21 protein-coding genes are annotated in these 23721 nt (G+C 47.9%); 16 read left to right on the top strand and 5 right to left on the bottom strand.

Going from position 1 to position 23721, the window contains the following annotated elements:
- Positions 1–6 precede the first annotated feature (6 nt).
- Genes BST96_RS01205 through BST96_RS01195 form a run of 3 tightly spaced genes read right to left on the bottom strand, consistent with a single transcriptional unit; the run spans position 7 to position 1882 of the window.
- Positions 7–828, bottom strand: a complete 822-nt coding sequence (locus BST96_RS01205; protein WP_085760448.1) for a PilW family protein — start codon at positions 826–828, stop codon at positions 7–9.
- 4 nt (positions 829–832) lie between these two features.
- Positions 833–1324 carry a type IV pilus modification protein PilV gene (gene pilV, locus BST96_RS01200; RefSeq protein WP_085756932.1) on the bottom strand — a complete coding sequence of 164 codons (492 nt, stop codon included), beginning with the start codon at positions 1322–1324 and terminating at the stop codon, positions 833–835.
- 12 nt (positions 1325–1336) lie between these two features.
- Positions 1337–1882, bottom strand: a complete 546-nt coding sequence (locus BST96_RS01195) for a GspH/FimT family pseudopilin (protein ID WP_085756931.1) — start codon at positions 1880–1882, stop codon at positions 1337–1339.
- Between the two features lie 107 nt (positions 1883–1989).
- On the opposite strand from BST96_RS01195, the gene sbcB reads away from it, so the two are divergent.
- Entirely contained in the window at positions 1990–3426 is a 1437-nt protein-coding gene (sbcB, locus tag BST96_RS01190; protein WP_085756930.1) for an exodeoxyribonuclease I, read from the top strand.
- 18 nt (positions 3427–3444) lie between these two features.
- On the top strand, positions 3445–3735 hold the full coding sequence (locus tag BST96_RS01185; RefSeq protein ID WP_240554875.1) for a GIY-YIG nuclease family protein: 291 nt from the start codon (positions 3445–3447) through the stop codon (positions 3733–3735).
- A 3-nt stretch (positions 3736–3738) separates the two neighbouring features.
- On the opposite strand, the gene BST96_RS01180 is transcribed toward BST96_RS01185, so the two are convergent.
- Positions 3739–4638, bottom strand: a complete 900-nt coding sequence (locus BST96_RS01180) for a DUF2971 domain-containing protein (RefSeq protein ID WP_085756929.1) — start codon at positions 4636–4638, stop codon at positions 3739–3741.
- A gap of 265 nt (positions 4639–4903) precedes the next feature.
- Between BST96_RS01180 and BST96_RS01175 the strand changes: the two genes are divergently transcribed.
- The 14 genes from BST96_RS01175 (at position 4904) to BST96_RS01110 (ending at position 22309) form a co-directional block, all read left to right on the top strand.
- Positions 4904–6712: an ABC transporter transmembrane domain-containing protein gene (locus BST96_RS01175; protein ID WP_276206922.1), complete on the top strand. Its 1809-nt coding sequence runs from the start codon at positions 4904–4906 to the stop codon at positions 6710–6712.
- A 45-nt stretch (positions 6713–6757) separates the two neighbouring features.
- A complete protein-coding gene (locus tag BST96_RS01170; RefSeq protein WP_085756928.1) occupies positions 6758–7771 on the top strand; it encodes an aspartate carbamoyltransferase in 1014 nt (337 codons plus the stop codon).
- Positions 7772–8119: 348 nt separating this feature from the next.
- Positions 8120–9733, top strand: a complete 1614-nt coding sequence (gene murJ, locus BST96_RS01165; protein WP_085756927.1) for a murein biosynthesis integral membrane protein MurJ — start codon at positions 8120–8122, stop codon at positions 9731–9733.
- Positions 9734–9837: 104 nt separating this feature from the next.
- On the top strand, positions 9838–10776 hold the full coding sequence (gene ribF / locus BST96_RS01160) for a bifunctional riboflavin kinase/FAD synthetase (protein ID WP_085756926.1): 939 nt from the start codon (positions 9838–9840) through the stop codon (positions 10774–10776).
- 31 nt (positions 10777–10807) lie between these two features.
- Positions 10808–13627 (top strand): isoleucine--tRNA ligase, encoded by a 2820-nt coding sequence (gene ileS, locus BST96_RS01155; protein ID WP_085756925.1) that lies wholly within the window; start codon positions 10808–10810, stop codon positions 13625–13627.
- Positions 13627–14130 carry a signal peptidase II gene (gene lspA / locus BST96_RS01150; protein WP_085756924.1) on the top strand — a complete coding sequence of 168 codons (504 nt, stop codon included), beginning with the start codon at positions 13627–13629 and terminating at the stop codon, positions 14128–14130. The genes ileS and lspA overlap by 1 nt, the downstream gene beginning before the upstream one ends.
- A gap of 27 nt (positions 14131–14157) precedes the next feature.
- Entirely contained in the window at positions 14158–14607 is a 450-nt protein-coding gene (fkpB, locus tag BST96_RS01145) for an FKBP-type peptidyl-prolyl cis-trans isomerase (protein WP_085756923.1), read from the top strand.
- Positions 14608–14650: 43 nt separating this feature from the next.
- Complete coding sequence (ispH, locus tag BST96_RS01140; protein ID WP_085760445.1) at positions 14651–15598, top strand: 4-hydroxy-3-methylbut-2-enyl diphosphate reductase; 948 nt, start codon at positions 14651–14653, stop codon at positions 15596–15598.
- A 172-nt stretch (positions 15599–15770) separates the two neighbouring features.
- Positions 15771–16403 carry a GspH/FimT family pseudopilin gene (locus tag BST96_RS01135; protein WP_085756922.1) on the top strand — a complete coding sequence of 211 codons (633 nt, stop codon included), beginning with the start codon at positions 15771–15773 and terminating at the stop codon, positions 16401–16403.
- Positions 16403–16915: a type IV pilus modification protein PilV gene (gene pilV / locus BST96_RS01130; protein ID WP_085756921.1), complete on the top strand. Its 513-nt coding sequence runs from the start codon at positions 16403–16405 to the stop codon at positions 16913–16915. The genes BST96_RS01135 and pilV (BST96_RS01130) overlap by 1 nt, the downstream gene beginning before the upstream one ends.
- Positions 16915–17991 carry a PilW family protein gene (locus tag BST96_RS01125; RefSeq protein ID WP_085756920.1) on the top strand — a complete coding sequence of 359 codons (1077 nt, stop codon included), beginning with the start codon at positions 16915–16917 and terminating at the stop codon, positions 17989–17991. The genes pilV (BST96_RS01130) and BST96_RS01125 overlap by 1 nt, the downstream gene beginning before the upstream one ends.
- 22 nt (positions 17992–18013) lie before the next feature.
- On the top strand, positions 18014–18505 hold the full coding sequence (locus BST96_RS01120; RefSeq protein ID WP_085756919.1) for a pilus assembly PilX family protein: 492 nt from the start codon (positions 18014–18016) through the stop codon (positions 18503–18505).
- Entirely contained in the window at positions 18505–21822 is a 3318-nt protein-coding gene (locus tag BST96_RS01115) for a VWA domain-containing protein (RefSeq protein ID WP_085756918.1), read from the top strand. Before BST96_RS01120 ends, BST96_RS01115 begins: the two co-directional genes overlap by 1 nt.
- 19 nt (positions 21823–21841) lie before the next feature.
- Complete coding sequence (locus BST96_RS01110; RefSeq protein ID WP_085756917.1) at positions 21842–22309, top strand: type IV pilin protein; 468 nt, start codon at positions 21842–21844, stop codon at positions 22307–22309.
- A 3-nt stretch (positions 22310–22312) separates the two neighbouring features.
- On the opposite strand, the gene BST96_RS01105 is transcribed toward BST96_RS01110, so the two are convergent.
- Positions 22313–23671 (bottom strand): sigma-54-dependent transcriptional regulator, encoded by a 1359-nt coding sequence (locus tag BST96_RS01105; protein ID WP_085756916.1) that lies wholly within the window; start codon positions 23669–23671, stop codon positions 22313–22315.
- Positions 23672–23721 lie beyond the last annotated feature (50 nt).

Below are 23721 nucleotides of genomic sequence, written 5' to 3'. Positions count from 1 at the left end.
AACTCCTTAACGGTTATTTTTTATTTGCACGGTAGTACTGTAGATTCTGCGGGCCTGTTTATCCGTAGCAGCAGTTATCAGTTCGCTATTATCCAGTAAACGGTACTTGCGAGATTTTGCATCGGCAAAGCCCTCTGTTAAACCATTGCTAACGAGCAACGCTATTTTTACCGTTTTAATCAAAGCCCAGTCTTGTTCACTTAATTGATCTTGAGAGACGTAGCGCCTAACACTCCCGCTGGTATCGGAGGCAATACCGTATAACACCTGCATATTATCAATACCGTCAATTAACGGTTGTGCACCGGTTTCAAGCCATTGTCCTTTGCTTTTGTTATAGCCTCGGCAATAAAGGCTACTTATGCCTTTAACGGTTTTTATACTGTAGATATTAATGAGCAGGCTGGTTCGCTCCGAGCTGGTGAGTTCTGTACTAAGGCAATCTCTGGCCCTGCCGCCATAATCATCAGCGGGGTGGTCGTACACAATAGATAATCTATCGCTGCCATGGTTAATACTGCCCGGCTTATCAATAAAATGATCGAGCGTACATGTGTGATGGGAGCGCTTACAGTGCGTTTGAAAGTCAAAATAATCAGGGGCTATACCATTAACAGGGTTGCGATAGCCTGCCATACGAATATTGTTAACCAGTATCTCCATAGCGATACGCCCATTTTCCTGAATGCGGGCAATATCGCTATTAAGCTCATAGGTTTGCCGGCTGCTGGTGAGTACTTGCATTGCAGCGGCCATCAGGATTAGGGCAAGCGTAATGGCAATCATTAATTCAATCAGACTTATGCCTTGCTGGTTAATAGATAGCATTCTTTCAGGGCCTCACTTCCATCGTTATCTGTTGTTGATTGGGGTCTTTGCCCCAGTGAATGCTTACGGCTAAATGAGCTGCTGAGTTGGTGCAGTTTTTTTTACAATGGATTGATAATTCTGAGAGTGTGAGTGAATCAACCGCTTTTGCCACTACGCCCTGGGTGTCAATACCACAGAAAATATCCCAAAGGTCATAGGCTGCCATTTGTGCCGGGGTGCAATCGGTATTGCATTGCTTGTCCGGTTTTAAACAGGCTGTGGTGGTCAGTGTTGCTGTATAGTCACTGACGCTGGCATCAGGGTTGGCCCGTATCCGTTCTGCCACTTCGCTAACCAGCCAGGCGGTTTGTGAGCGCTGGGCGGTGTCCAGACTGGCTTTAATAGCCTGTGCCTGTAGCCCGGCTAAGCCCAATAAGCCTACGGTCATAATAAATAATGTGATCACCACTTCTATCAGGGTGAAACCGGCAGTATTAAGTCGTTGGTGTAGCATCCGCAATAACCTCTATAAAGATTTAATCGAGGTGCGGCCACTTAATCCTACTACCAGTTTATTGTTGCTCTGTGAATCACAAAACCTAAAATGCCCGGCGGTACCGTTGCTGGCACCAGAGGGCTTAAATTGCAGGTAGTGCCGGCCAAGGCTGGCTTTCCAGAGAATGCAGGGGGCGTTGTCAGGCAGTGGTAGTACCCGGTAGAGCGCCTCGTCTTTATCGACAACTTCATTGGTGTTTTTATCATTAAAAACAATAATCTGTTGTTGCCATTGCTGCTGGCAGTCAGTGTTATTCTGGCTGGCGCATACGGTGAAGTATTGTCCATCTTTAATCGCCCGGGTTCTGGCAAAGGTGCTGATTTGCTGCAGTGATCTAAACAGGGTGGCTTCGGTTTGATGCTGCAACCACTGGCTTAAACCGGAGATACCCAGACCAAGGCTAAGTGCGACAACGGCCAGTGTAGTGAGTAGCTCGATTAAACTAAAGCCGATGTGGTGACGATTGGAGGAGGTTTTATTGCGCGTATTAGCGCAGTGATAAGTATTAATCTTCATGATGCAGTTCCTTCCGCAAAGTGTGGTATGTCATAATCCGTTGACAGGGGAAAATTAACACAGATCCATCACCCTAAACAATACTTAATCAGGATTCTTTAATACTCATGGCTGATTTTTCTTTTTACTGGCACGATTACGAAACCTTTGGTACCGACCCCGCCCGGGATCGTCCGTCACAGTTTGCCGGTATTCGCACCGATGCGGATTTCAATATTATTGGCGAACCGCTGGTGATTTTTTGTAAGCCCGCCGATGATATGCTGCCACATCCAGAAGCTTGTTTAGTAACGGGGATTACTCCGCAACAAGCTCTGGAGCAAGGTTTGCCCGAGGTAGAATTTATTCGCCAAATTCATGCCGAGTTTGTCCAGCCTGGCACCTGTGCAGTGGGTTATAACAGTATTCGTTTTGATGATGAATTTAGTCGTTATACCTTGTACCGCAATTTTTATGATGCCTATGCCCGTGAGTGGCAAAACGGGAATTCCCGTTGGGATATTATTGATATGGTGCGCTTATGTTGCGCGCTGCGCCCCGAGGGTATTGTCTGGCCAACCCATGAGGATGGCACGACCAGTTTTAGGCTGGAGCAAATTACTGAGGCCAATGGTATTAGCCATGAAGCAGCCCATGATGCTTTATCTGATGTGCATGCCACCATTGCCGTGGCTAAGTTAATTAAGGATAAGCAACCCAGGCTATTTGATTATGTGTTTAAGCTGCGTAATAAAAGGGACGTGGCTGCGTTGCTTAATGTCGCGGAGAAAAAGCCAGTGCTGCATACCTCGGCCATGTTTCCCGCCAGCCGTTTTTGTAGCAGTTTAGTGATGCCACTGGCCATGCATCCCACGAATAAAAACGGGGTGATTTGTTATGACCTGGCGGTAGATCCCACGCCTTTAATTGAGTTAAATGCCGAGCAAATTGCTGATCGTTTATATACCCCCGCCGCCGAGTTGCCGGAAGGGCTTGCAAGAATCCCCTTAAAAACCATTCATACCAACCGCTGCCCAGTGGTGGCAACGACTAGCTTGCTAACTGATACAGTTGCAGAGCGTATTCAGTTGGATCTACCGCAAACGCGGCAGCATTATAAACTGTTAATGCAGGCCGGTTCTTTAACAGAAAAACTGGCGGAGGTATTTTCATCTCAGAATTTCCCTGAGCAAAAAGACCCGGATACGATGCTCTATGGCGGTGGCTTTTTTGGCCAGAACGATAAAAGCGTGATGGCGCAAGTGCGCTCAAGTACACCGGAAGAGCTAAGGGATAATACCTTTTATTTTGAAGATACTCGCCTGACGGAAATGCTCTTTCGCTACCGTGCCCGTAATTATCCGGAGTCCTTAACAGAAGAGGAGCGCTTGCAGTGGCAGGAGTATCGCTACCAGCGTTTAACGGAAGCGGATGGTGGTGGCAGCCTGGTGCTGGAGGACTTTTTGGAGAATGTGCAAAACCGGTTAGAGGCTGAGGCGATTAGCCCCAGAGATCAACAGATTTTAGAACAGTTGCTGGATTACAGTGATCAGCTGTTGGCCTAATACTATTCCGGGCGCGCTATGACAGCTAAAACAGAGACCAGCTGGTGGGTTTATATGGTCGAGACTCAAAGCGGTAAACTCTATACCGGGATAACCACTGATGTTGAGCGCCGTTTTGCCGAGCATAGTGGTAGGGCCGGTAACAAAGGTGCCAAGTTTTTTCGTTCAGATAAGCCCAAAAAGGTAGTTTTTCAGGAACAGAGTGCCAACCGTAGTGAGGCTAGTAAGCGTGAGTCAGAGATTAAAAAATTATCGCGGCGGGAAAAATGTCAATTGGCCGGGGTAGTTTACCGGCCAATCAGGAAATAATAATTACTTGGTAGCCAGTTGCACAAAGTCAATCTCATAGCGGTTGGGCAGGGCTACCGCTTGATAAACCTTGGTGCTTTTGTATTTTTCTTTGATCAGTTTAATCACATTGTCTTTATCGGTGCGACTGGTGCCCAAACCAAAATAAACGGCCTTTAACTCAGGGGCAGAGAACTGCTTATTGGCATACCATAGGCTCTCATCACTCATGGCGTCGGGTTCTTCGCTGCTAAAACAACGCCATTCCCGCTCCACATTATTGCTTTTACTTTTGTTAAGCATTTTCTCCAGAAAGCTATCCGGGCTGGGGGCGGTTTCTTTACCGTAGGTCACTGCCACTTGTTGCTTAAGGCTGGTGACCAGCGGCGGGACCTGGCTATAGGTCACCCGCTTGGGGTTCGGCAGGGCAGTGTCGTCACCGGCGCTAAAGCGCAGAGCAACCCCGGCATGATTTTCACCATAGCGTTGCCATGCATCCATATTGTTAGGCTTGTCTGAAAAACAGCAAATTCTTAATGAGCGGGAAAACTGTCGCCAAGCCGACATATAGGTATCAATCCCTTCTTGCTGCTGGGTGGCTATTTGGCTAAGCAGCTGGTTAAGTACTTGAGTGGCTTCTTCTTCTGAGCCAAAACGGTCTTCTTCACGCCAGCGGGCCACGGCGGCTACCAGACGGTTACTTTTGCCCGTTGGGTCTGAGGGGCCAAATAACATAGCAACGGCTTCTTTAATCATCCCTTTAAGCAGGGTATCCGGGGTAAAGTCGGGCTCTGATTTGTGGCTGAGTTCAAAGGGGTCGTTAAACAGATGGGGGGCGCTCCAGCGCAGGGATTGGCTATTTAAAACCTTTAGTCCTGTCTCGGCGGTGCAAAATTTTACCAGTGATGCTATTTCGTCTGCCACTATGGTGTTCCGAGCTAATTTTTGAGTCGATGGATGGTTGGACGCGTTTTAAAAACGTCCCTAATACTTAGCATATTTTACGTAATATTCAATCACTTAGCACGTAAAGTAGAGAATATGGTGGCTATCGGCCAAAAAATACACGGATATTGCTAAAAATTGCCCTCTCAGCCATCGGCAGGCCTTTTACCTAACTCCTATAGCGGTGATAATAGCGGCACGCTTAATCAAGCGGCTGGTCATCAATCATCAACAAGGGTTTTCTGTGCACGGCGATACTTCAGAACAGCGCGAGAGCAGTCGCGATATCAAGGTTTTATCTGAGATGCTGGGCTTTTTAAAGCCTTATCGCTGGCATGTGCTGGGGGCGCTATTTGCCCTGACGTTCACTGCCGGGGTTACCTTATCGATGGGGCAGGGCCTGCGGATGATGATAGATCAGGGCTTTGGTGAGGGCGCTGGCACAGGCTTAGACCAGACCATTATTATCTTTATGTTTATGGTGATGTTGCTGTCGATTGGCACCTTTGCCCGCTTTTATTTGGTCTCCTGGATTGGCGAGCGGGTCAGTGCCGATTTACGCCGCGAGGTCTATAGCAAAGTGATTGAGCTGCACCCGGGCTTCTTTGAAACCAACCTTAGCGGCGAAATCCAGTCCCGTATCACCACCGATACCACCCTGCTGCAAACCGTGATTGGCTCTTCAGTGTCGATGGCGCTGCGCAATGTTTTATTGTTTATTGGCGGCATTATCCTGCTGTTATTTACCAACCCCAAATTAACGGCCATTGTGTTAATCAGTGTACCGCTGGTGATTATGCCGATTATTATTTTCGGTCGTCATGTGAGAAAACTCTCCCGCAGCAGCCAGGATAAGGTGGCGGTTTTTGGTGGTTTTGTGGGTGAGTCACTTAAAAATATTAAAATTGTCCAGGCCTTTAACCACCAGCAGCGTGATAGAGAGACTTTTTCTACTCAGGTGGAGGCCGCTTTCGATGTGGCTTTACGGCGCATTAAACATCGGGCCTGGCTAACCTCCATCGTGATCGCGCTGGTCTTTGGCGCTATAGCCTATATGTTATGGGTCGGTGGTCATGATGTGATTGCCGGGCGCATTACTGCTGGTGAATTAGCGGCGTTTATTTTTTATGCCTTGATGGTCGCTATGTCGGTCGGTGTGATCAGCGAGGTTTACAGTGATTTGCAGCGAGCCGCTGGCGCCACTGAGCGTTTATTAGAGCTAATGCATGCTGACAACCTGATTCAGGCGCCTGCCGAGTCGCAACCTTTGCCGGAGAATATACAGGGTGAATTGCATTTTGATGAGGTCAGCTTTTTCTACCCCTCAAGGCCCGAAACCCCTGCGGTTGATAAATTAACACTGCATTTGGCTGCCGGGAGCAGCATGGCTTTAGTGGGTAGTTCCGGCGCCGGTAAATCGACTCTGGTCGATTTAATCCTGCGTTTTTATGATGTTACTGAAGGCAAGATACTGTTTGATGGTATTGATATTTGCCAGTTAGACCCGAAACAGCTGCGTGAGCATATCGCCATTGTACCGCAGCAACCGGTGCTGTTTAGTAATTCGGTATTGGAAAATATTCGCTACGGTCGCCCCGATGCGACGGATGAGCAAGTGAAGGCTGCCGCGGAGGCTGCCTATGCCGATGAATTTATCCAGAAGCTGCCGCAAGGCTATGATAGTTTTGTCGGCGAGTCCGGTGTCAGATTATCCGGTGGCCAGCGTCAGCGTATTGCCATTGCCCGAGCAGTCTTAAAAGACCCCAAACTCTTATTGTTAGATGAAGCAACCAGTGCGTTGGATGCAGAAAGCGAATACAAAGTTCAGCAGGCGCTAGAACACTTAATGCAGGATCGAACCAGTATTGTGATTGCCCACCGCTTAGCAACGGTTGTTAATGTCGATACCATTGCGGTACTGGATCATGGGCGCTTGGTGGATACAGGTAATCACCAGCAGTTATTGGCCAGTTCAAGCTTGTATGCGCGCTGGGCCAGCTTACAATTTGGCGATGCGGCCAGTGATGCAGTGACTATTGAAGAGGCCAGTTAGGTCTTGGTCAATGCCTAAAAATCAATAAAAAACGGAGAAACAGGATTGAAATTCACCGGTAGCCATATTCTTTCCATTGGCCAGTTTGAGCGTATTGATATCGATCGTATCTTTGACGTGGCCGACCGTATGAAGCCCTATGCCCAGCGCAGGCGCATAACCAAGGTCTTGGATGGTGCTATTCTGGGCAGCATGTTTTTTGAACCCAGTACCCGTACCCGGGTGAGCTTTGGCAGTGCGTTTAATTTACTGGGGGGCGAGGTCCGTGAAACCATTGGCTTTGAATCTTCGGCCATCGCTAAAGGTGAGTCCCTTTACGATACCGCCAGGGTATTAAGTGGCTACAGTGATGCTATTGCCATGCGCCACCCGCAAGAGGGTTCTGTGGCAGAATTTGCCGCTGCCAGTCGAGTGCCGGTGATTAATGGTGGTGACGGTGCCAACGAACACCCCAGCCAGGCACTGCTGGATTTATATACCATTAAAAAAGAACTGCAAGACCAGGGCCGAGACCTCGACGGTTTACGTATTGCCCTGATCGGTGATTTAAAATTTGGCCGTACCGTTCACTCCCTGTGTAAATTATTGACGCTGTATAACAATGTGGCGGTCACCCTGATTTCCCCAGCGGAATTGAAAATGCCGGGTGAAATTGTTGAGAGGATGCGTACCGCAGGTCTTGCGGTAACCGAGTCTGATGCGATGGAAGAAAGTATTGCCCATGTCGACATTGCCTACTCAACCCGAATCCAGGAAGAGCGTTTTGCCAGCCAGGAAGAGGCCAACTTATACCGCGGACGCTATCGTTTAAATCAGGCTATCTATACGCGTTTTTGTGAGCCAAACACCGTGATTATGCATCCATTGCCCCGCGATTCTCGCGAAGGGGCTAATGAGTTAGATAATGATCTGAACGACAATCCCAATTTGGCTATTTTCCGTCAGGCGGATAATGGGGTGGTGGTTAGAATGGCTCTTTTTACCTTGATTCTTGATGTGGAAGATCAAGTAGAAAAATATTCTCGTGATGTCAATTGGTATACCGGCAGCCGCTTCTAACACTGTAGGGTGGATTATAATCCACCGGTAAATGGTGGCTTATGGCTGGGTCTGGTGGATTGCAATCCACCCTGCGAGACTGGTTTCAACAAACTTGAAAGAATGCCTGATCTTAAGGCACCTCACTGCCGGACGCTTAACGTAAAGCTTGTTAACACTCATGCCCTAAACACGTCTGGCTCAACCCATTCACGCCATCAAAGGGCCAAGCCAACATAGATGTAAATTTGTAAGGCAGCAGTGGAGTGCAGCCCACCCTGATTCTAAACGGCTGTTATCCCACCTCTTGATTCAGTAATTAATGCTAAACTGTAGTGAACATGACTATTTAATCCCTCTGGACCTATTTTGTCGCAACCGCCAACCTCAACAGCAGATCAACCGCAGCAAACAACAGGCTTATTAAAGTCCAGTCTGGTGGTCGGCATGATGACTATGTTGTCGCGTGTGTTGGGTTTATTGCGGGATGTCGTGATTGCCCATTTTGTTGGTGCTACAGCGGCGGCGGATGCCTTCTTTGTCGCTTTTAAAATCCCCAACTTTATGCGCCGGTTATTTGCGGAAGGGGCTTTCTCTCAAGCTTTTGTGCCAGTGTTATCAGAGTACCGCGAGCAGCGAGATTTTAATGCCATTCAGTTACTGGTGAATAAAGTCGCCGGGGCCTTGGGTGGCAGTTTGCTGATCGTGACGGGGCTGGCTGTAGTGGGGGCGCCGGTTATTACTGCTATCTTTGCGCCGGGCTTTTATTTGTCAGACGACCCGCTGCGCTATCAGCTAACCAGCGACATGATCCGCATTACTTTTCCCTATTTATTCCTGATCTCTCTAACGGGTTTTTGTGGGGCGGTGCTGAATAGTTATGGCCGTTTTGCGGTGCCGGCTTTTACCCCGGTGTTACTCAATATTGCATTGATTACGGCAGCGATTGTGATTGCGCCTTATTTTGATGAACCCGCCTTTGCTCTGGCTTGGGGGGTGATGGCCGCAGGCATTTTACAGCTGACCTTCCAGCTGCCTTTTATGCATGGTTTACGGTTAACACCCAAACCCGCTTGGGATTGGCAGGATGAAGGGGTAAGGCGGATTCTGGCTTTAATGGGCCCCGCTATTTTTGGTGTCTCAGTTAGCCAGATTAACTTGCTGTTGGATACGGTGCTGGCGTCTTTTCTCCCTGCAGGTAGCGTGTCGTGGCTATATTACTCCGACCGTTTGGTGGAGCTGCCCTTAGGTGTGTTTGCTATCGCTATTAGTACGGTTATTTTACCGAGCTTGTCCCGTCAGCAGGCCACTAGCTCGCCTGATGCCTTTAGAGCAACCCTGGATTGGGCTATTCGTATGGTATTGCTGATTGCCATTCCCGCCGCTGTCGCACTGATGATGTTGGCAGAACCGATTTTGATGACCTTATTCCAATACGGAAAATTAACCGTCAGGGATGTCACCATGGCCTCCTTGAGTTTGCAGGCCTATTCGCTGGGCTTAATGGCCTTTATGTTAATCAAGGTACTGGCACCCGGTTACTTCTCCCGCCAGGATACCAAGACCCCGGTTAAAATCGGCATTATTGCTATGGCCGCTAATATGGTGATGAATATCGCTTTTGTGGTTCCGCTGCATCACTATTGGCAGCTTGGGCATATTGGTTTGGCGTTGGCAACCTCCTTATCGGCTGTCCTGAATGCAGGCCTGTTATATCGGGGTTTACGTCAGCAACAGGTCTATGCACCCATGGCAGGAATGACGGCGGCGCTACTGCGTTTAAGTTTGGCAGCGGCGGTAATGGCCATGGTGCTGTGGCAGCTGACGCCTGAGCCTTCCCTATGGGTCGATTGGCTCTGGTGGCAGCGGGCCTTAAATATTGTCTACCTTTGTGTGGCGGGTGCCGTTAGCTATTTTGTTGCCCTGGGTGTTTTTGGCGCAAGACCCTCTCATTTCCGTGCTGATGCACGCACAATTGGCTAATCTTCCCCCTGTCTTGGGTGGTGGCAAGCAGCTGCCTAAGCTATAATCACGCGCTATTTTATGGGCTCTAAGGCCCCTTTAGCACAGTTGATAGATATTACTCCATGGAGCTTATTCGCGGTCTGCATAATCTGCGCCCCAGACATCGAGGGTGTGTCACCACCATTGGTGCCTTTGATGGTGTCCATCACGGGCATCAGGCGGTATTGCAACAGCTGATTGATAAAGGACAAGAGCTAAATCTGCCCACCACGGTCGTGGTGTTTGAGCCCTTGCCCCGGGAATATTTTGCCCCCTTGCAGGCACCGGCTCGCTTGATGAGCTTCAGAGAAAAATTCCAGGCCTTTAAGGCGCTGGGTATTGACCGGGTATTGCGTATTCGCTTTACCCCAGGCTTTCAGGATATGGGAGCGAAAGAGTTTATTCAGCAGGTGTTCGTTAAGGGTTTGGGCGCGCAGTATATTATCGTTGGCGATGATTTACGCTTTGGTCGCAATCGCGGCGGTGACTTTAAGTTGCTGCAAACAGAAGGACAGATTCACGGCTTTGATGTGGTGGCAACGTCAACCTTAAAGATCCGCAATGATCGGGTAAGTAGTACGCGTATCCGTAAGGCGCTTGAAGACAGCGATTTTGAACTGGCTGAAATGCTGTTAGGCAAACCCTATAGTATTGCTGGAAGGGTGATCGTAGGTCAGCAGCTGGGGCGGCATTTGCATGCGCCAACCGCCAATATCGCCCTGCGTCGGTTACGTGCACCCATGTCAGGAGTTTATGCCGTTGAAGTTGAAATTGGGGAGCGTAGCTTACAGGGGGTTGCCAATGTTGGTTCAAGACCTACTGTTGATGATAGTTTAAACGCTATTTTAGAAGTGCATATTCTGGATTTTAATGAAGATATATACGGCAAAAAAATCACAGTGATTTTCCGTAAAAAAATCCGTGATGAGCAAAAGTTCGATTCCATTGATGAGCTAAAAGAACAGATCCATAAAGATATAGACACCGGCCGCCAATATTTTGTGGCGTCGGCCAACACATAAACAGCTAAGTTGTTAGGTAGATAATAACCCTATGAGTGATTATAAAAGCACCCTGAACCTTCCCAAAACCGCTTTCCCAATGAAAGCGAACCTGGCCCAGCGCGAGCCGCAAACGCTAAAGCGTTGGCAGGAAGAGGGTTTATACGAAAAAATTCGCGAGGCCAGCAAAGGTCGCCCGCAATTTATTCTTCACGATGGCCCTCCCTACGCCAATGGTGATATTCATATTGGTCATGCCCTGAATAAAATTATTAAAGATATTATTGTGAAGTCCAAAACCATGAATGGTTTTGATGCTCCTTATGTGCCGGGCTGGGATTGTCATGGTTTGCCGATTGAGCTAAATGTTGAAAAGAAAGTGGGCAAGGCAGGCGTTAAGGTCGACCCTTCTATCTTTAGAAAAAAATGCCGTGAGTATGCCCAGAAGCAGGTTAATGGCCAGAAAAAAGATTTTATTCGTTTAGGTGTTCTGGGTGATTGGGACAATCCCTACCTGACAATGAACTTCCAAAACGAAGCGGATATTATCCGCACCTTGGGTAAGATTGCTGACAATGGTCATTTGCAAAAAGGCTTTAAGCCGGTGCATTGGTGTATGGACTGTGGCTCGGCTTTAGCGGAAGCGGAAGTTGAGTATAAAGATAAAGTCTCACCGGCGATTGATGTGGCTTTTGAGGTGGTTAATCGCAGCGAAGTACTGGCAGCCTGTGGTGCCAGTGATGATATTGCTGGCAGTGTTGCACTGGCAATATGGACCACAACCCCCTGGACACTACCCGCCAACCTGGCGGTAAGCCTGCACCCCGAATTTAATTATGTATTGGTAGCCTTTCATCAAAATGGCCAGCAGAAAAATGTGTTATTGGCTGAAGACCTGCATGAAAGTGTTATGTCTCGGTACGGTGTGGAATCATTTTCGATTGTGGGTCGTTGTAAAGGGGCTGCGTTAGAAAAGCAAGCCTTACAACATCCCTTTTATGAGCGCGAGTCACTGGTTATTTTGGGTGACCATGTGACGACTGAAGCCGGTACCGGGGCTGTGCATACCGCTCCCGGTCACGGTGTAGACGATTTTAATGTCGGCCAACAATACGGTTTGGATGTTTATAACCCAGTGGGTTCCAATGGGGTTTATCTGCCCGATACTGAGCTGTTTGCCGGTCAGCATGTACTAAAAGCAAACAGTGCTATTGTTGAAACGCTGCAACAGCGGGGTGCTTTATTGCACCATGAAGAGTTTGAGCACAGCTATCCCCATTGCTGGCGCCATAAAACGCCGATTATTTTTAGAGCCACACCACAGTGGTTTATCTCTATGAATAAAAACGGCTTGCTAACTCAGGCTCTGGCCGAAGTTGAGAAAACGGAGTGGATGCCGTCCTGGGGTAAAGCCCGTATCGATTCGATGATTAATGATCGTCCGGATTGGTGTGTGTCCAGACAGCGTACCTGGGGTGTTCCCATTACCTTATTTATCCATAAAGAAACCGCAGAACTGCACCCGGAAAGCCAGCGTCTGGTTGAGGAAGTGGCTTTGCGTGTTGAAGAAAAAGGTATTGATGCCTGGTTTGAAATGGATGCTGCCGAGTTGCTGGGTGATGAGGCGGATAACTATGAAAAGGTGACCGATACTCTGGATGTATGGTTTGATTCGGGGGTGACCCACGCTTCGGTGTTAGACCGTCGCGATGATTTACGTTCGCCGGCTGATTTATATATGGAAGGCTCTGACCAGCATCGCGGTTGGTTCCAGTCGTCATTATTAACTTCGGTTGCTGTCAATGGCCGCGCCCCCTATAAACAAGTATTAACCCACGGTTTTACTATCGATACCGAAGGGCGGAAAATGTCCAAGTCGATTGGTAATACCATTGCACCACAAACTGTGATGAATACCATGGGTGCAGATATTTTACGCCTGTGGGTTGCCGCCACTGACTACCGTAATGAAATTACGGTGAGTGACGAAAACTTTAAACGCACTGCGGATTCCTATCGTCGTATTCGTAATACCGCCCGTTTCCTATTGTCGAATATGAGTGGTTTTGATCCGGCAGAGCATTTGGTGGCCAGTGAAGATATGGTGGCACTGGATCGCTGGGCGGTTGATGCTGCAGCGCGCTTGCAACAAGATATTATCGAAGCCTATGAGTCCTACCAATTTCATTTGATCTATCAGAAGTTACATAACTTCTGTGTGCTTGAGTTAGGGGGCTTTTATCTCGATATTATTAAAGACCGCCAGTACACCACTCAGGAAGATAGCTTGCCACGGCGCTCAGCTCAGACGGCGCTGTACCATATTATTCGCGCGATGGTCCGTTGGATTGCACCGATCACCAGTTTTACCGCGGATGAACTCTGGCAACATATCCCCGGTGAAAAAGACGAGTCAGTATTCCTTAGTCAGTGGTATGACGGTTTAACCACTCTGGCTGACGATGAAGAATTTGGCGAAGCTTATTGGCAACAAGTAATGGCGGTTAAAACGGCTGTTAATAAAGAACTGGAAGCCAAGCGAGGCGAGGGTGTGATTGGCGGTAGTCTTGAAGCAGAAGTTACGCTGTATTGCAGCAGCGAGCTGGCTGGCCAGTTAGAAAAACTGGATACAGAGCTACGCTTTGCTTTGATTACGTCAACGGCCACCATTAAGCCTTTATCCGAGTCCGCTGCTGCCGCAGAAACCGAGGTGGAGGGTTTGGAAATTGCCGTAGCTCAAAGTGCCCATGCCAAATGTGCCCGCTGCTGGCATCACCGTGAAGATGTGGGTGCTAATAAGGAGCATGAAGAGCTTTGTGGTCGCTGTATTGATAATGTTGAAGGTGCTGGCGAACAGCGTCAGTTTGCTTAATGAGCCTAAATCGTTCTAATAGTATTGGTCTGCTGGTCGCAATAATTATTATTGCCCTTGACCAGTGGACCAAGTACTTAGCCAGTACCCAGCTAAGCTATGGTTTGCCGGTTGAGATATTACCGGTGTTTAATTTAACCCTGCAACATAATACCGGTGCGGCCTTTAGTTTTCTGGCTGATGCTGGTGGTTGGCAGCGTTGGTTTTTTACCATTGTATCGGCGGTGGTCAGCGCAGTGTTGCTGGTTTGGATTAGCCGTTTAAGCGCTGATCAGCGGCTAATGATTGCCAGCTTATGTTGTATTTTGGGTGGTGCGATAGGTAATTTATGGGACCGTGTGGCACTGGGCTATGTGGTGGATTTTATTTCAGTCCATTATCAGTCAGCCTATTTTCCGGCATTTAATATTGCCGATGCCGCGATTACCATCGGCGCGGCTTTAATGATATTGGATATGATTATTAACCCAGAACACCATAACGACGACAAAGCTTCGAAATAAAATGACCTTTTAAAAAAGATATAAACTATGAGTGAACTTTCAATAGGCACTGATTCCCAAGTGACCCTGCACTTCTCCCTGAAATTTGACGATGGGTCGGTAATTGACTCGACCTTTGATCGGCAGCCCGCCACCTTTGTTATGGGTGATGGCAGTTTGCTGGATGGTTTTGAGAAAAAAATCCACGGCATGAAAAAAGGCGAAGAGGGTAGTTTTACGGTATTACCGGAAGAGGGCTTTGGTCAGCCAAACCCCAGCAATGTGCAGCAATTTTCACGGGGCGATTTCTCCGCCGATCTAGAATTGGCCGAGGGCTTGGTGATTTCCTTTGCCGATGCCAGTCAGTCAGAATTACCTGGCGTGGTAAAGTCTATTGACGGCGATAATATAACCGTAGACTTTAACCACCCATTGGCAGGTAGAAATATTCAGTTCGATGTAGCTATTGTGGATGTGGCAGCGAAGCCGGCGGACTAGGTAGGTATTTATGAGCAATAATGATGTCGCAATCACTCAACCGGTGCAGATAAAACTGGCCAACCCCAGGGGGTTTTGTGCCGGAGTGGATCGGGCCATTGAAATTGTAAACCGCGCTCTGGAGATTTTTGGTGCGCCCATCTATGTGCGTCATGAAGTGGTACATAATAAATTTGTAGTGGATGATCTTCGCTCCCGCGGTGCGGTCTTTGTTGATGAACTCGATGAAATTCCCGACGATACCATTGTGATTTTCAGTGCCCACGGTGTGTCTTTGGCAGTACAGGAAGAAGCTAAAAGACGCGGCCTAAAAGTCTTTGATGCTACCTGTCCACTGGTCACCAAGGTGCATATGGAAGTGATGCGCTACTCTCAGGATGGGCATGAATGTATCTTGATTGGCCATAAAGGGCACCCGGAAGTTGAGGGCACCATGGGGCAGTACGACCACGCTCAGGGTGGTGATATCTATTTGGTTGAGGATGTAGCACAAGTAGAGTCCTTAACGGTTAAGGACACTGCCGCCTTGTCCTATGTTACCCAAACCACCCTGTCGATGGACGATACCGCGCAGGTGATTGACGCACTGAGAAAACGATTTCCCCAGATCAAAGGCCCCCGCAAAGATGATATTTGCTATGCCACCCAGAACCGGCAGGATGCGGTAAAGCAGTTAGCAACAGCCTGTGATTTGCTGTTGGTGGTTGGCTCACCCAATAGCTCTAATTCCAACCGTTTAAGTGAGTTGGCCCAGCGAATGGGCACTGAGTCCTATTTGATTGATTCAGCCGATGATATCGATTCTGCCTGGTTGGCGGGTAAAACCTCGGTTGGCATAACCGCAGGCGCTTCAGCCCCCGATGTGTTGGTCAAACAGGTCATTGATGGTCTTTGTGAGCTGGGCGCAGAAGCCCCTCAGGAAATGGCGGGCACCACTGAAAATATTACCTTTTCCCTGCCCAAAGAGCTGAGGATTATTGCCAGCTCCTGAGGGCTGGCATTGGCTTCACCACTACCTGAAAATTGTGAAATAGTTCACTACTATCAAGCAATTAGCACCATTAGTCTCCTCCATAGCACCGCTTATCCCCCCCCGATAGCTATTTGTTTCAGTTAGCTCTAGTTTATAAGCTGATAAAAAACTTATAGAACGGATTGGGTCTATGTCTTTGCCTATGCAAATCAGCAGAAATAGCAGCAGCCAGCGCCAGCGGGGGTTTACCCTGGTGGAGCTTATGATGACGCTGGCCGTAGCCGCGATTATCATGGGTGTGGTTCTTCCTGGCTTTAATAACCTGATCCAAAGAACACAGATGGCGGCTGACTTTAACCAGTTGCTGGGTGATTTAGCCTATGCTCGCTCCGAGGCGGTGAAGGCCAATATCGCTGTTTCCATTTGCCCTACCGCCGACCAATCCACCTGCTCAGGTACGGACTGGACCAAAGACTGGCTGATTTTTACTGATAATGACAGCAACCGTGACCGTGATGGTGCGGATACCATTTTACGCGTTCGTCAGGCCAGCAGCTCTGATATCACCATTACCTTAAGTGATTTTGCCGAGGACGGCGGTATTCGTTTTGAGGGTGATGGAAAATTTGAGGATGCGGATTCAGCATCCGTTGGTCAAATGGTGGTGTGTGATGACCGCGGTGCGACCAGTGCACAAGGGCTATCTTTTTCTGTTTATGGCCAGTTTCGGCTGATGCGTGATACCAATGACTCTGGTGTTGTCGACTATATCGATGATGATGGCAATAGCAAAGACGTAACTTGTCCAGCAGAGGAAGGGTAATGATTAGGGCGCTTGCAATGAAAAAAACCATGTCGGGTTTTAGCTTACTTGAAGTGATGATTACTGTATTTATCCTGGCTATTGGCATTCTGGGTGTATCGGGCATGCAGCTGGCCAGTTTGAAAGGCAATCAGGGTGCTTACCACCGCTCACAGGCTAACTTTTTAGCGGCGGATATTCTCGACAGAATGCGGGCTAATGCCGATGGCTTTGCCAATGATGACTATGACGGTATCGATACCGGTAGTTCATCAGCCAGTAAGCCAACCTGCATAGACAGCGATAACGGCTGTGACAGTGCCTCTATAGCGGCTTATGACATCCATGAGTGGCTATTAAAGTTTCCCTCTAATGCGAGTACCGGTTTGATTCCCGGTTCCAAAGGCACGGTAGAAACCAATGGCCTAACCGGGATAACAACGGTCAAGGTTGAATGGCCAGAGATTGAATGGGTTGATGGTGAAAAATCCAGTGTTACTAAAAGCGTCGATGTCACTGTGAGGTTGTTTTAATGTTTAGCCGATCTAAACAGCAAAAAGGTTTTACCCTGATAGAGTTATTGGTTGCTCTGGGTCTGGGGGTGTTTATCACCGCGGGGCTGTTTCAGAGTTATATGTCCAGCAAGCAATTATCGGATATGGAAAAAGCGCTGTCTCGTTTGCAGGAGACTGGGCGTTTTGCCATGGATGCTATGGCTAGAGATGTACGCATGGCCGGTTATCAAGGCTGTGCTGACCCGGAAGCACTGGATATTATCGTGATGTCTAACGACTTGAATGCGACCAGCTTTAGTGGTGGTGCAATTATGGGCTACGAAACGAATAGCAATGGTGTTTTTGAGCCTGCGCTTACAGCATCGGATACACTTTTAGCGGCGGTTCAAAAAACTACCAAGACCGGGGATGTTTTTGCCCGTCCCGGCACCGATGTGATTATGCTGCAATATGCGACGTCGGCTGATCTGGTATTAGAATCGCCAACCAATAAAAACTCCGCAAATTTTGATATTCCTAATAATGATCTGGGCTTTAGCCAGGACGATCATTTGATGCTGTCCGATTGTAAAAGTGCGCACTTGCTGAAAGTCACCAATAAGCCCAACAACAACGGCACCAAAATGAATATTGCACACGGTGCAAATAATAACTCGCCCCATAAAATGGAACCAGAATATTCAGAAGGTGCTGAAATACTGTCCTTTCAGCTAAGACTTTATTTTGTTGCCGATACCGGCCGCACAACCGCCGAAGGTAACCCGGTCTATGGCTTATATTCACAAGAGCTTAATGGTAGTCCGCAAGAGTTATTTGAAGGCGTAGAAAACCTGCAAATTCTTTATGGCGAGCAATTGGATACCGGCAATATCCGTTACGTTACCGCAGATGAGGTGACCGATACCGACAATATTATCAGTGTACGTTTTGGTATTTTGGCCCAGAGTTATGATCAGGTGCTAAGTGAAGATGATAGCCGATCTTATCTGCTGCCGGGCGAAACGGTAACCGATAGCAGCGCCAGTGCGCACTTTGGTGATAGGGCAATACGCAAACAATTTACGATGACTGCTAAATTACGCAATCGTCGCTAACCCGTTATAGAGAGTGAATAACATGATGCAATATAGAAGCAAACAACAGGGTGCCGTACTGATTATCAGTCTGATTCTGTTGCTGGTTATCACCATGGTCGGTTTGTCGGGGATTAGCACTACGGGCTTGGAAGAGAAAATGGCCTCTAACTGGCAAACCAAAAACCTGGTTTTTCAAGCCGCCGATGCCGCTATTGAAGACGGCCTTGCAGACAATACCATGTTATGGAAAGCCTACTTAAAAGATAAAAACCCTGAGACCCCTGAGACGGCGACGATAACTAATACTGATACGCGTATAACCGGTTCTGTCGAGGTTGAATTTAAGGACGATGAAATCGCTTTTGGTAGCAGTCGCCGTCAAGGGGCAGCAGGGATTCAAGACTACCATTTTTATGTGACAGGCAACGCGAATATATTATCGGCCAAAACCAGTTCGGTTCATGTGCGTGGTGCTTATGTCTCTGGTACCTCATTGAATAGCGGCCTCAGTTCTATGCATAAGGTGTTGTAATGGCCATGATAAAAGTGGCAATGCTCAAACAGTTAATGATGTTCAAACAGTGTGGTAACTCCTCAAGGGAGGCAAAAATGAAATTAATGACAGCGAATCGTTTAACTATATCTGGTCTGGGGCTGCTGATATCTATGCTAGCAGCGCCGTTAAGTACAGCTGACGATATTGATATTTATTTTAGCGATAGTTCCCAATATAGCGCTCTGGGTATCAAGCCGAATATTTTGTTTATTCTGGATACTTCCGGGTCAATGGATAATGATGATGTTGGTAGTTCAGTCACTTTGCCCGCAGATGATGTTACCAATGATGAATTTCCCACCAATACCGGGGAGCGCCGTATTTCACATATGAAAGCTGCGGTCTATGATTTCCTGGCTGATAGTGCATTGATGGATGATGTTAACGTCGGAATTATGCGCTTTAATCGCAAGGGTGCCGGTGTTGTTTATCCTGTTTCCGAAGGTGATACCTATAACAGTCAGTTAAATGATTCTTTAGAAGAGATGAAAATAGGCTCGACCAATACGCCTATTGTCAATGCCCTTTATGAGGCTGCTCTTTACTATACCGGTGGCTATGTTTATTACGGTATTTCACGGGGTACCGAGGGTGACCCGAATGATATTTACTATACCAAGGGTGGCAGCCTTCGCGCCGATGAGTTCCGTACTTCTCACGAGGATTCTGTCGTTACTGGTGGCTCCGGTACTCTCAATACGCCGTCCGGTTGTTCCCTGTCGGATTTAAACGATGACGATTGTAAAGACCGTCGTTGGGAAGCAAGTGGCAGTGCATTATCTCCGGGTCAAACTACCGTGCAATACAAGTCACCCATGGTTAATGCCTGTCAGCCTAATCATCTGGTGTTGTTAACAGATGGTAATGCGACCCAAAACCAGGCCGCCAATTTGTCAGCACGGTTTGCCGGTCTGGCAGATTCCTCAGAATGTACCAGTACTGGGGACGATGATGAATTATGTGGTGCTGAGCTACTCTCCTACCTAAAAAATACGGATCAGGTCGACGATGCTGAAATGCAGTATGACCAGACCGTAACCACTCATGTTATCGGCTTTAACTTTAGCAGTGACTGGCTGCAAGAACTGGCGACGGCCGGTGGTGGTCTCTATAAAGAAGCCTCATCGGCTGGTGATTTATCGGATGTGTTAGCAGCGATTAGTACACAGGTACTGGACACCTCCAGTACCTTTGCTGCTCCGGTAGCGACGATTAATCAGTTTAACCGTTTGGTACAGCGTAATGAGGTGTATTTTGCGGTGTTTAAGCCCGATACGGATAAGCGTTGGGAAGGCAATATTAAAAAGTATAACCTCGGTACTGTTGGTACCACTTCGAATGTGATTCTGGATAAAAACGGCGTTGAAGCGGTTGATACTAACACAGGATTTTTTAAAGAATCTTCACAGGATTTCTTTGACTCAGGCGCGGTACCCACTGAATTTACCGTTGAAAACGGTGGTGTAGCATCGAATATTCCTGCCGAGCGTAATGTCTATACCTGGTTTGGTAGCAATAACAATCTCTATGGTGAAGATGGCCCTAACTATGTTAATCGCATTCATGACGATAATGCGTCGATTACCAAGACCCTATTAGGTGATGCGGCCATGAGCGATGCTGAGCGCACTGCTCTTATTGAGTGGGCTAAAGGTATCGACCTGTATGATATTGATAATGACGGTGACCGTACCCTTACCCGTAAAAGTATTGGTGACCCATTACATTCAAAACCCGTTGTTGTGACTTATGGTGGTACTAACGCCAGCCCGATTCTTACCATGTTTTTTGGTACCAATGAGGGTTATTTCCATGCGGTAGATGCCAATACCGGTGAAGAGCTGTGGAGTTTTATACCGCAGGAATTACTGGGTAATTTAGCGGATGTATCATCAGGTCAGGGTGGCGACCATATTTATGGTGTTGATGGTGCTCCTACCGTATGGATTAATGATGTTGATGATGATGGTGTTATTGGCGGCGGAGCGAATGGCGCTAAAGACTTTGTGTATGTCTACTTCGGCTTACGCCGTGGTGGTACGACTTATTATGCAATGGATGTTACCAACCGCAACTCCCCCAAAATGCTTTGGCAAATCTCTCGGGGTGATAGCGGCTTTGAAGATTTAGGTGAAACCTGGTCCCAGCCTATTATAACGGTAGTGGGTGAAGATGACGGCAGCAACAACAAGGGTAATAATGGTGATGGCGATATCTACGATATTTTAGGTGTGAATGCTCGCCATGTGTTATTTTTTGCCGGCGGCTACGACCCTGACCAGGATAACGATACCGATGGTGTCGATAACCTGAACCGAAATACGGATACTCAGGGCAACGCCATTTATATGGTGGATGCACAAACGGGCGCGCTATTATGGCGAGCAGATGACACTAGTTACCCCGATATGGATTACAGTATTCCCGCGACTCTGACCGTGGCTGATACCACCGGTTCTTCGTTTGCCAATCAATTTTATGTCGGCGATATGGGTGGCCAAATTTGGCGCTTTGATATCAATACCGGTGGTGAATTGGGTAGTTCCTATATCAATAATACCGACTTTATCAGCGGAGGTGTTATTGCTGAACTGGCGGGTGATACCGACTCTACAGCTCGTCGTTTTTACCAAAGCCCTGATATTGCCCTGATCAACGAGGATTCAGGTGATAGTGTTGCGTTGACGATTGGTTCTGGCTGGCGAGCAAGCCCCAATGAAACGGCTGTTCTTGATCGTTTTTATATGCTGAAACTTAGCGATGCTTATTCAGCACCCGAGAGTGGTTATATCAAGCTGGACCATGATGATTTATATGATGCTACAGCTGATTTGATTACTAGCAGCGATGCATCAGGTAAGGCAACTGAACTTGAGAAACTGGCCGCAGAATCGGGTTGGTATATAACCCTGGGAACCGCGATAGGCAATGGCAGTGGAGAAAAAGTGCTTTCCACCCCGCTGACTATTAATGGTGTGGTGTTATTTGCCACCTATGAGCCGACATCCCGTTTAGTGGATTGCGCACCGACACCGGGAACGGCCAGAGCCTATGCCGTGAACTTGTATGATGCAACCTCTGCCAGTAAAAATGATACCAACCGATTTGAAACACTCAATTCCGGTACTATTGTTGATGAGCCGGTGGTGGTCATTACCCAAAATACAGACCCGGATTCAGGTGAGATCAGCACCAGTGGTGCAGTGAAATTTGGTACCGAAGATCCAAGCCTTGACGATAATCTGCTAGGTAATGATTTGGCAACCCGAACCTTCTGGTACCAGAAAGAATAAAACGACAGAGAGAAAAACAATGAGTCTACAGAACAGCACACAACAGGTCCGAGGCTTTACTTTGGTAGAGCTAATGATTGTTGTCGCGATTGTCGCGATACTGGCTACCTTTGCCATCCCTGCGTATCAAAGTCAGGGTGATAGAACCCGAAGAGCAGATGCTCAGGCTGCACTCATGGGTTTGGCCCAGGCAATGGAAAGGCACTTTACGGAAAATAGCACCTATGCCAGCGCGGTAAGCTCTAGTGCGCCGGCTGCTTCCGTGTACCCAAGCCAGGTACCGCTGGACGGTGGCACCAAGTATTACAACTTGAAAATACCGGTAGCAACCGCAACAACCTACACGCTTCGTGCAGAGCCTATTTCCGGTGCTGCTCAAGACGGTGATGGTTTTTTGGAATTGACCCATACCGGTGTTAAAAGTTGGGATAGCGACAACTCGGGTTCGATTGCCGATAGTGAGAAGTGTTGGGGTAAAAGCTGTTAAGGCTTAATCTTCTTCCAGATGTAATTTTTTCAAACGATGCCGCATTTGCCGAAAAGAAATGCCCAATAATTCGGCGGCGGCGGTTTTATTCCAGCGAGTTTTTTCCAGCGCCAGCATAATCGCTTCTTTTTCCATGGCTTCCAAATAACCGTCCAAATCACCTAGTGCGCCCTTTGCAGAGGCTGACGCCGAGGCCGGTTCATTTTTGGCGGGGCTGCCTGCGGATAATTGCAAATCCTCTGCGTTAATAGTATTACCTTCACAGAGCGTAAAGGCTCTTTCCAACGTGTTTTCTAATTCCCGGACATTGCCAGGAAAGGAATGATTATTCAGTGCTGTCAGGGCTTGGGGAGACAAGCTGGGTTTTTCAAGCTGCCATTCTCTGGATAATTTGTCGAGGGAAAAGTCAGCCAGTAGGGGAATGTCCTCTCTGCGCTCTCGCAGCGGTGGCACCTGTAACTCAATTACATTAATGCGATAAAACAAATCATTCCGGAAGCGCTCATGTTCTACTTCCTGGCTTAGGTCTTTATGGGTGGCGCTGAGAATACGTACATCAATAGGGACTTCTTCATTAGAGCCCACCTTACGAATCGCTTTTTCCTGAATCGCTCGCAGCAGTTTGACCTGCATCGGCAGAGGGAGGTCAGCCACTTCATCCAAAAATAAAGTGCCCCCTTGAGCGGCTTCAAATAAGCCCTTTTTATTTTCCAGTGCACCGGTAAAGCTGCCTTTAATATGGCCAAAGAATTCACTTTCCATCAACTCGGAGGGAATCGCGCCGCAGTTAACGGCTACAAAACTATTGCTGCCTCTGGGGCCGTTGCTGTGAATTAACCGGGCTACCACTTCCTTACCACTGCCGGATTCGCCGCTGATATAGACTGGGGCCTGGCTGCGCGATAGTTTGGTGATCTGCCGGCGTAAGGCATCAATAGTGGGTGCATTGCCTAACAGTTGTACCTGACCGCTATATTCGATTTCTGCTGCCGTATGCGGTAATTTTAAGGCGGTATCTACCAGGTCACGGAGCCGATCAAGGTCAATCGGTTTGCTGACAAAATCATAGGCACCCGCTTTTAAGGCGGAGATTGCTGTCTCAACGCTACCGAAAGCCGTAATCATGGCGACTGGCGTCTGCGGGCAGTGTTTTTGAATATGATGGATAATGTCCAGCCCCTTACCGTCGGGTAGTTTCATATCGGTAAGGCATAGATCATATTGCTGTTGATTGAGTTTATCGATAGCGTTGGCGACATTGTCGGCACTGTCTGTCTCCAGTCCCATACGGGCCAGAGTCAGTTCTAACAGTTCACGAATATCGGGCTCATCATCAATAATTAAAACGCTATTTTTGCTCATAACAACAATCTATATCAAAGTCATTCAAAAAGTTCGGTACTGATCGCTGC

The sequence above is a fragment of the Oceanicoccus sagamiensis genome, assembly GCF_002117105.1.
Classification (GTDB): Bacteria; Pseudomonadota; Gammaproteobacteria; order Pseudomonadales; family Dasaniaceae; genus Oceanicoccus; species Oceanicoccus sagamiensis.
Note: the sequence above shows the minus strand (reverse complement) of the source record. Positions and strands in the feature narration are given on the sequence as shown.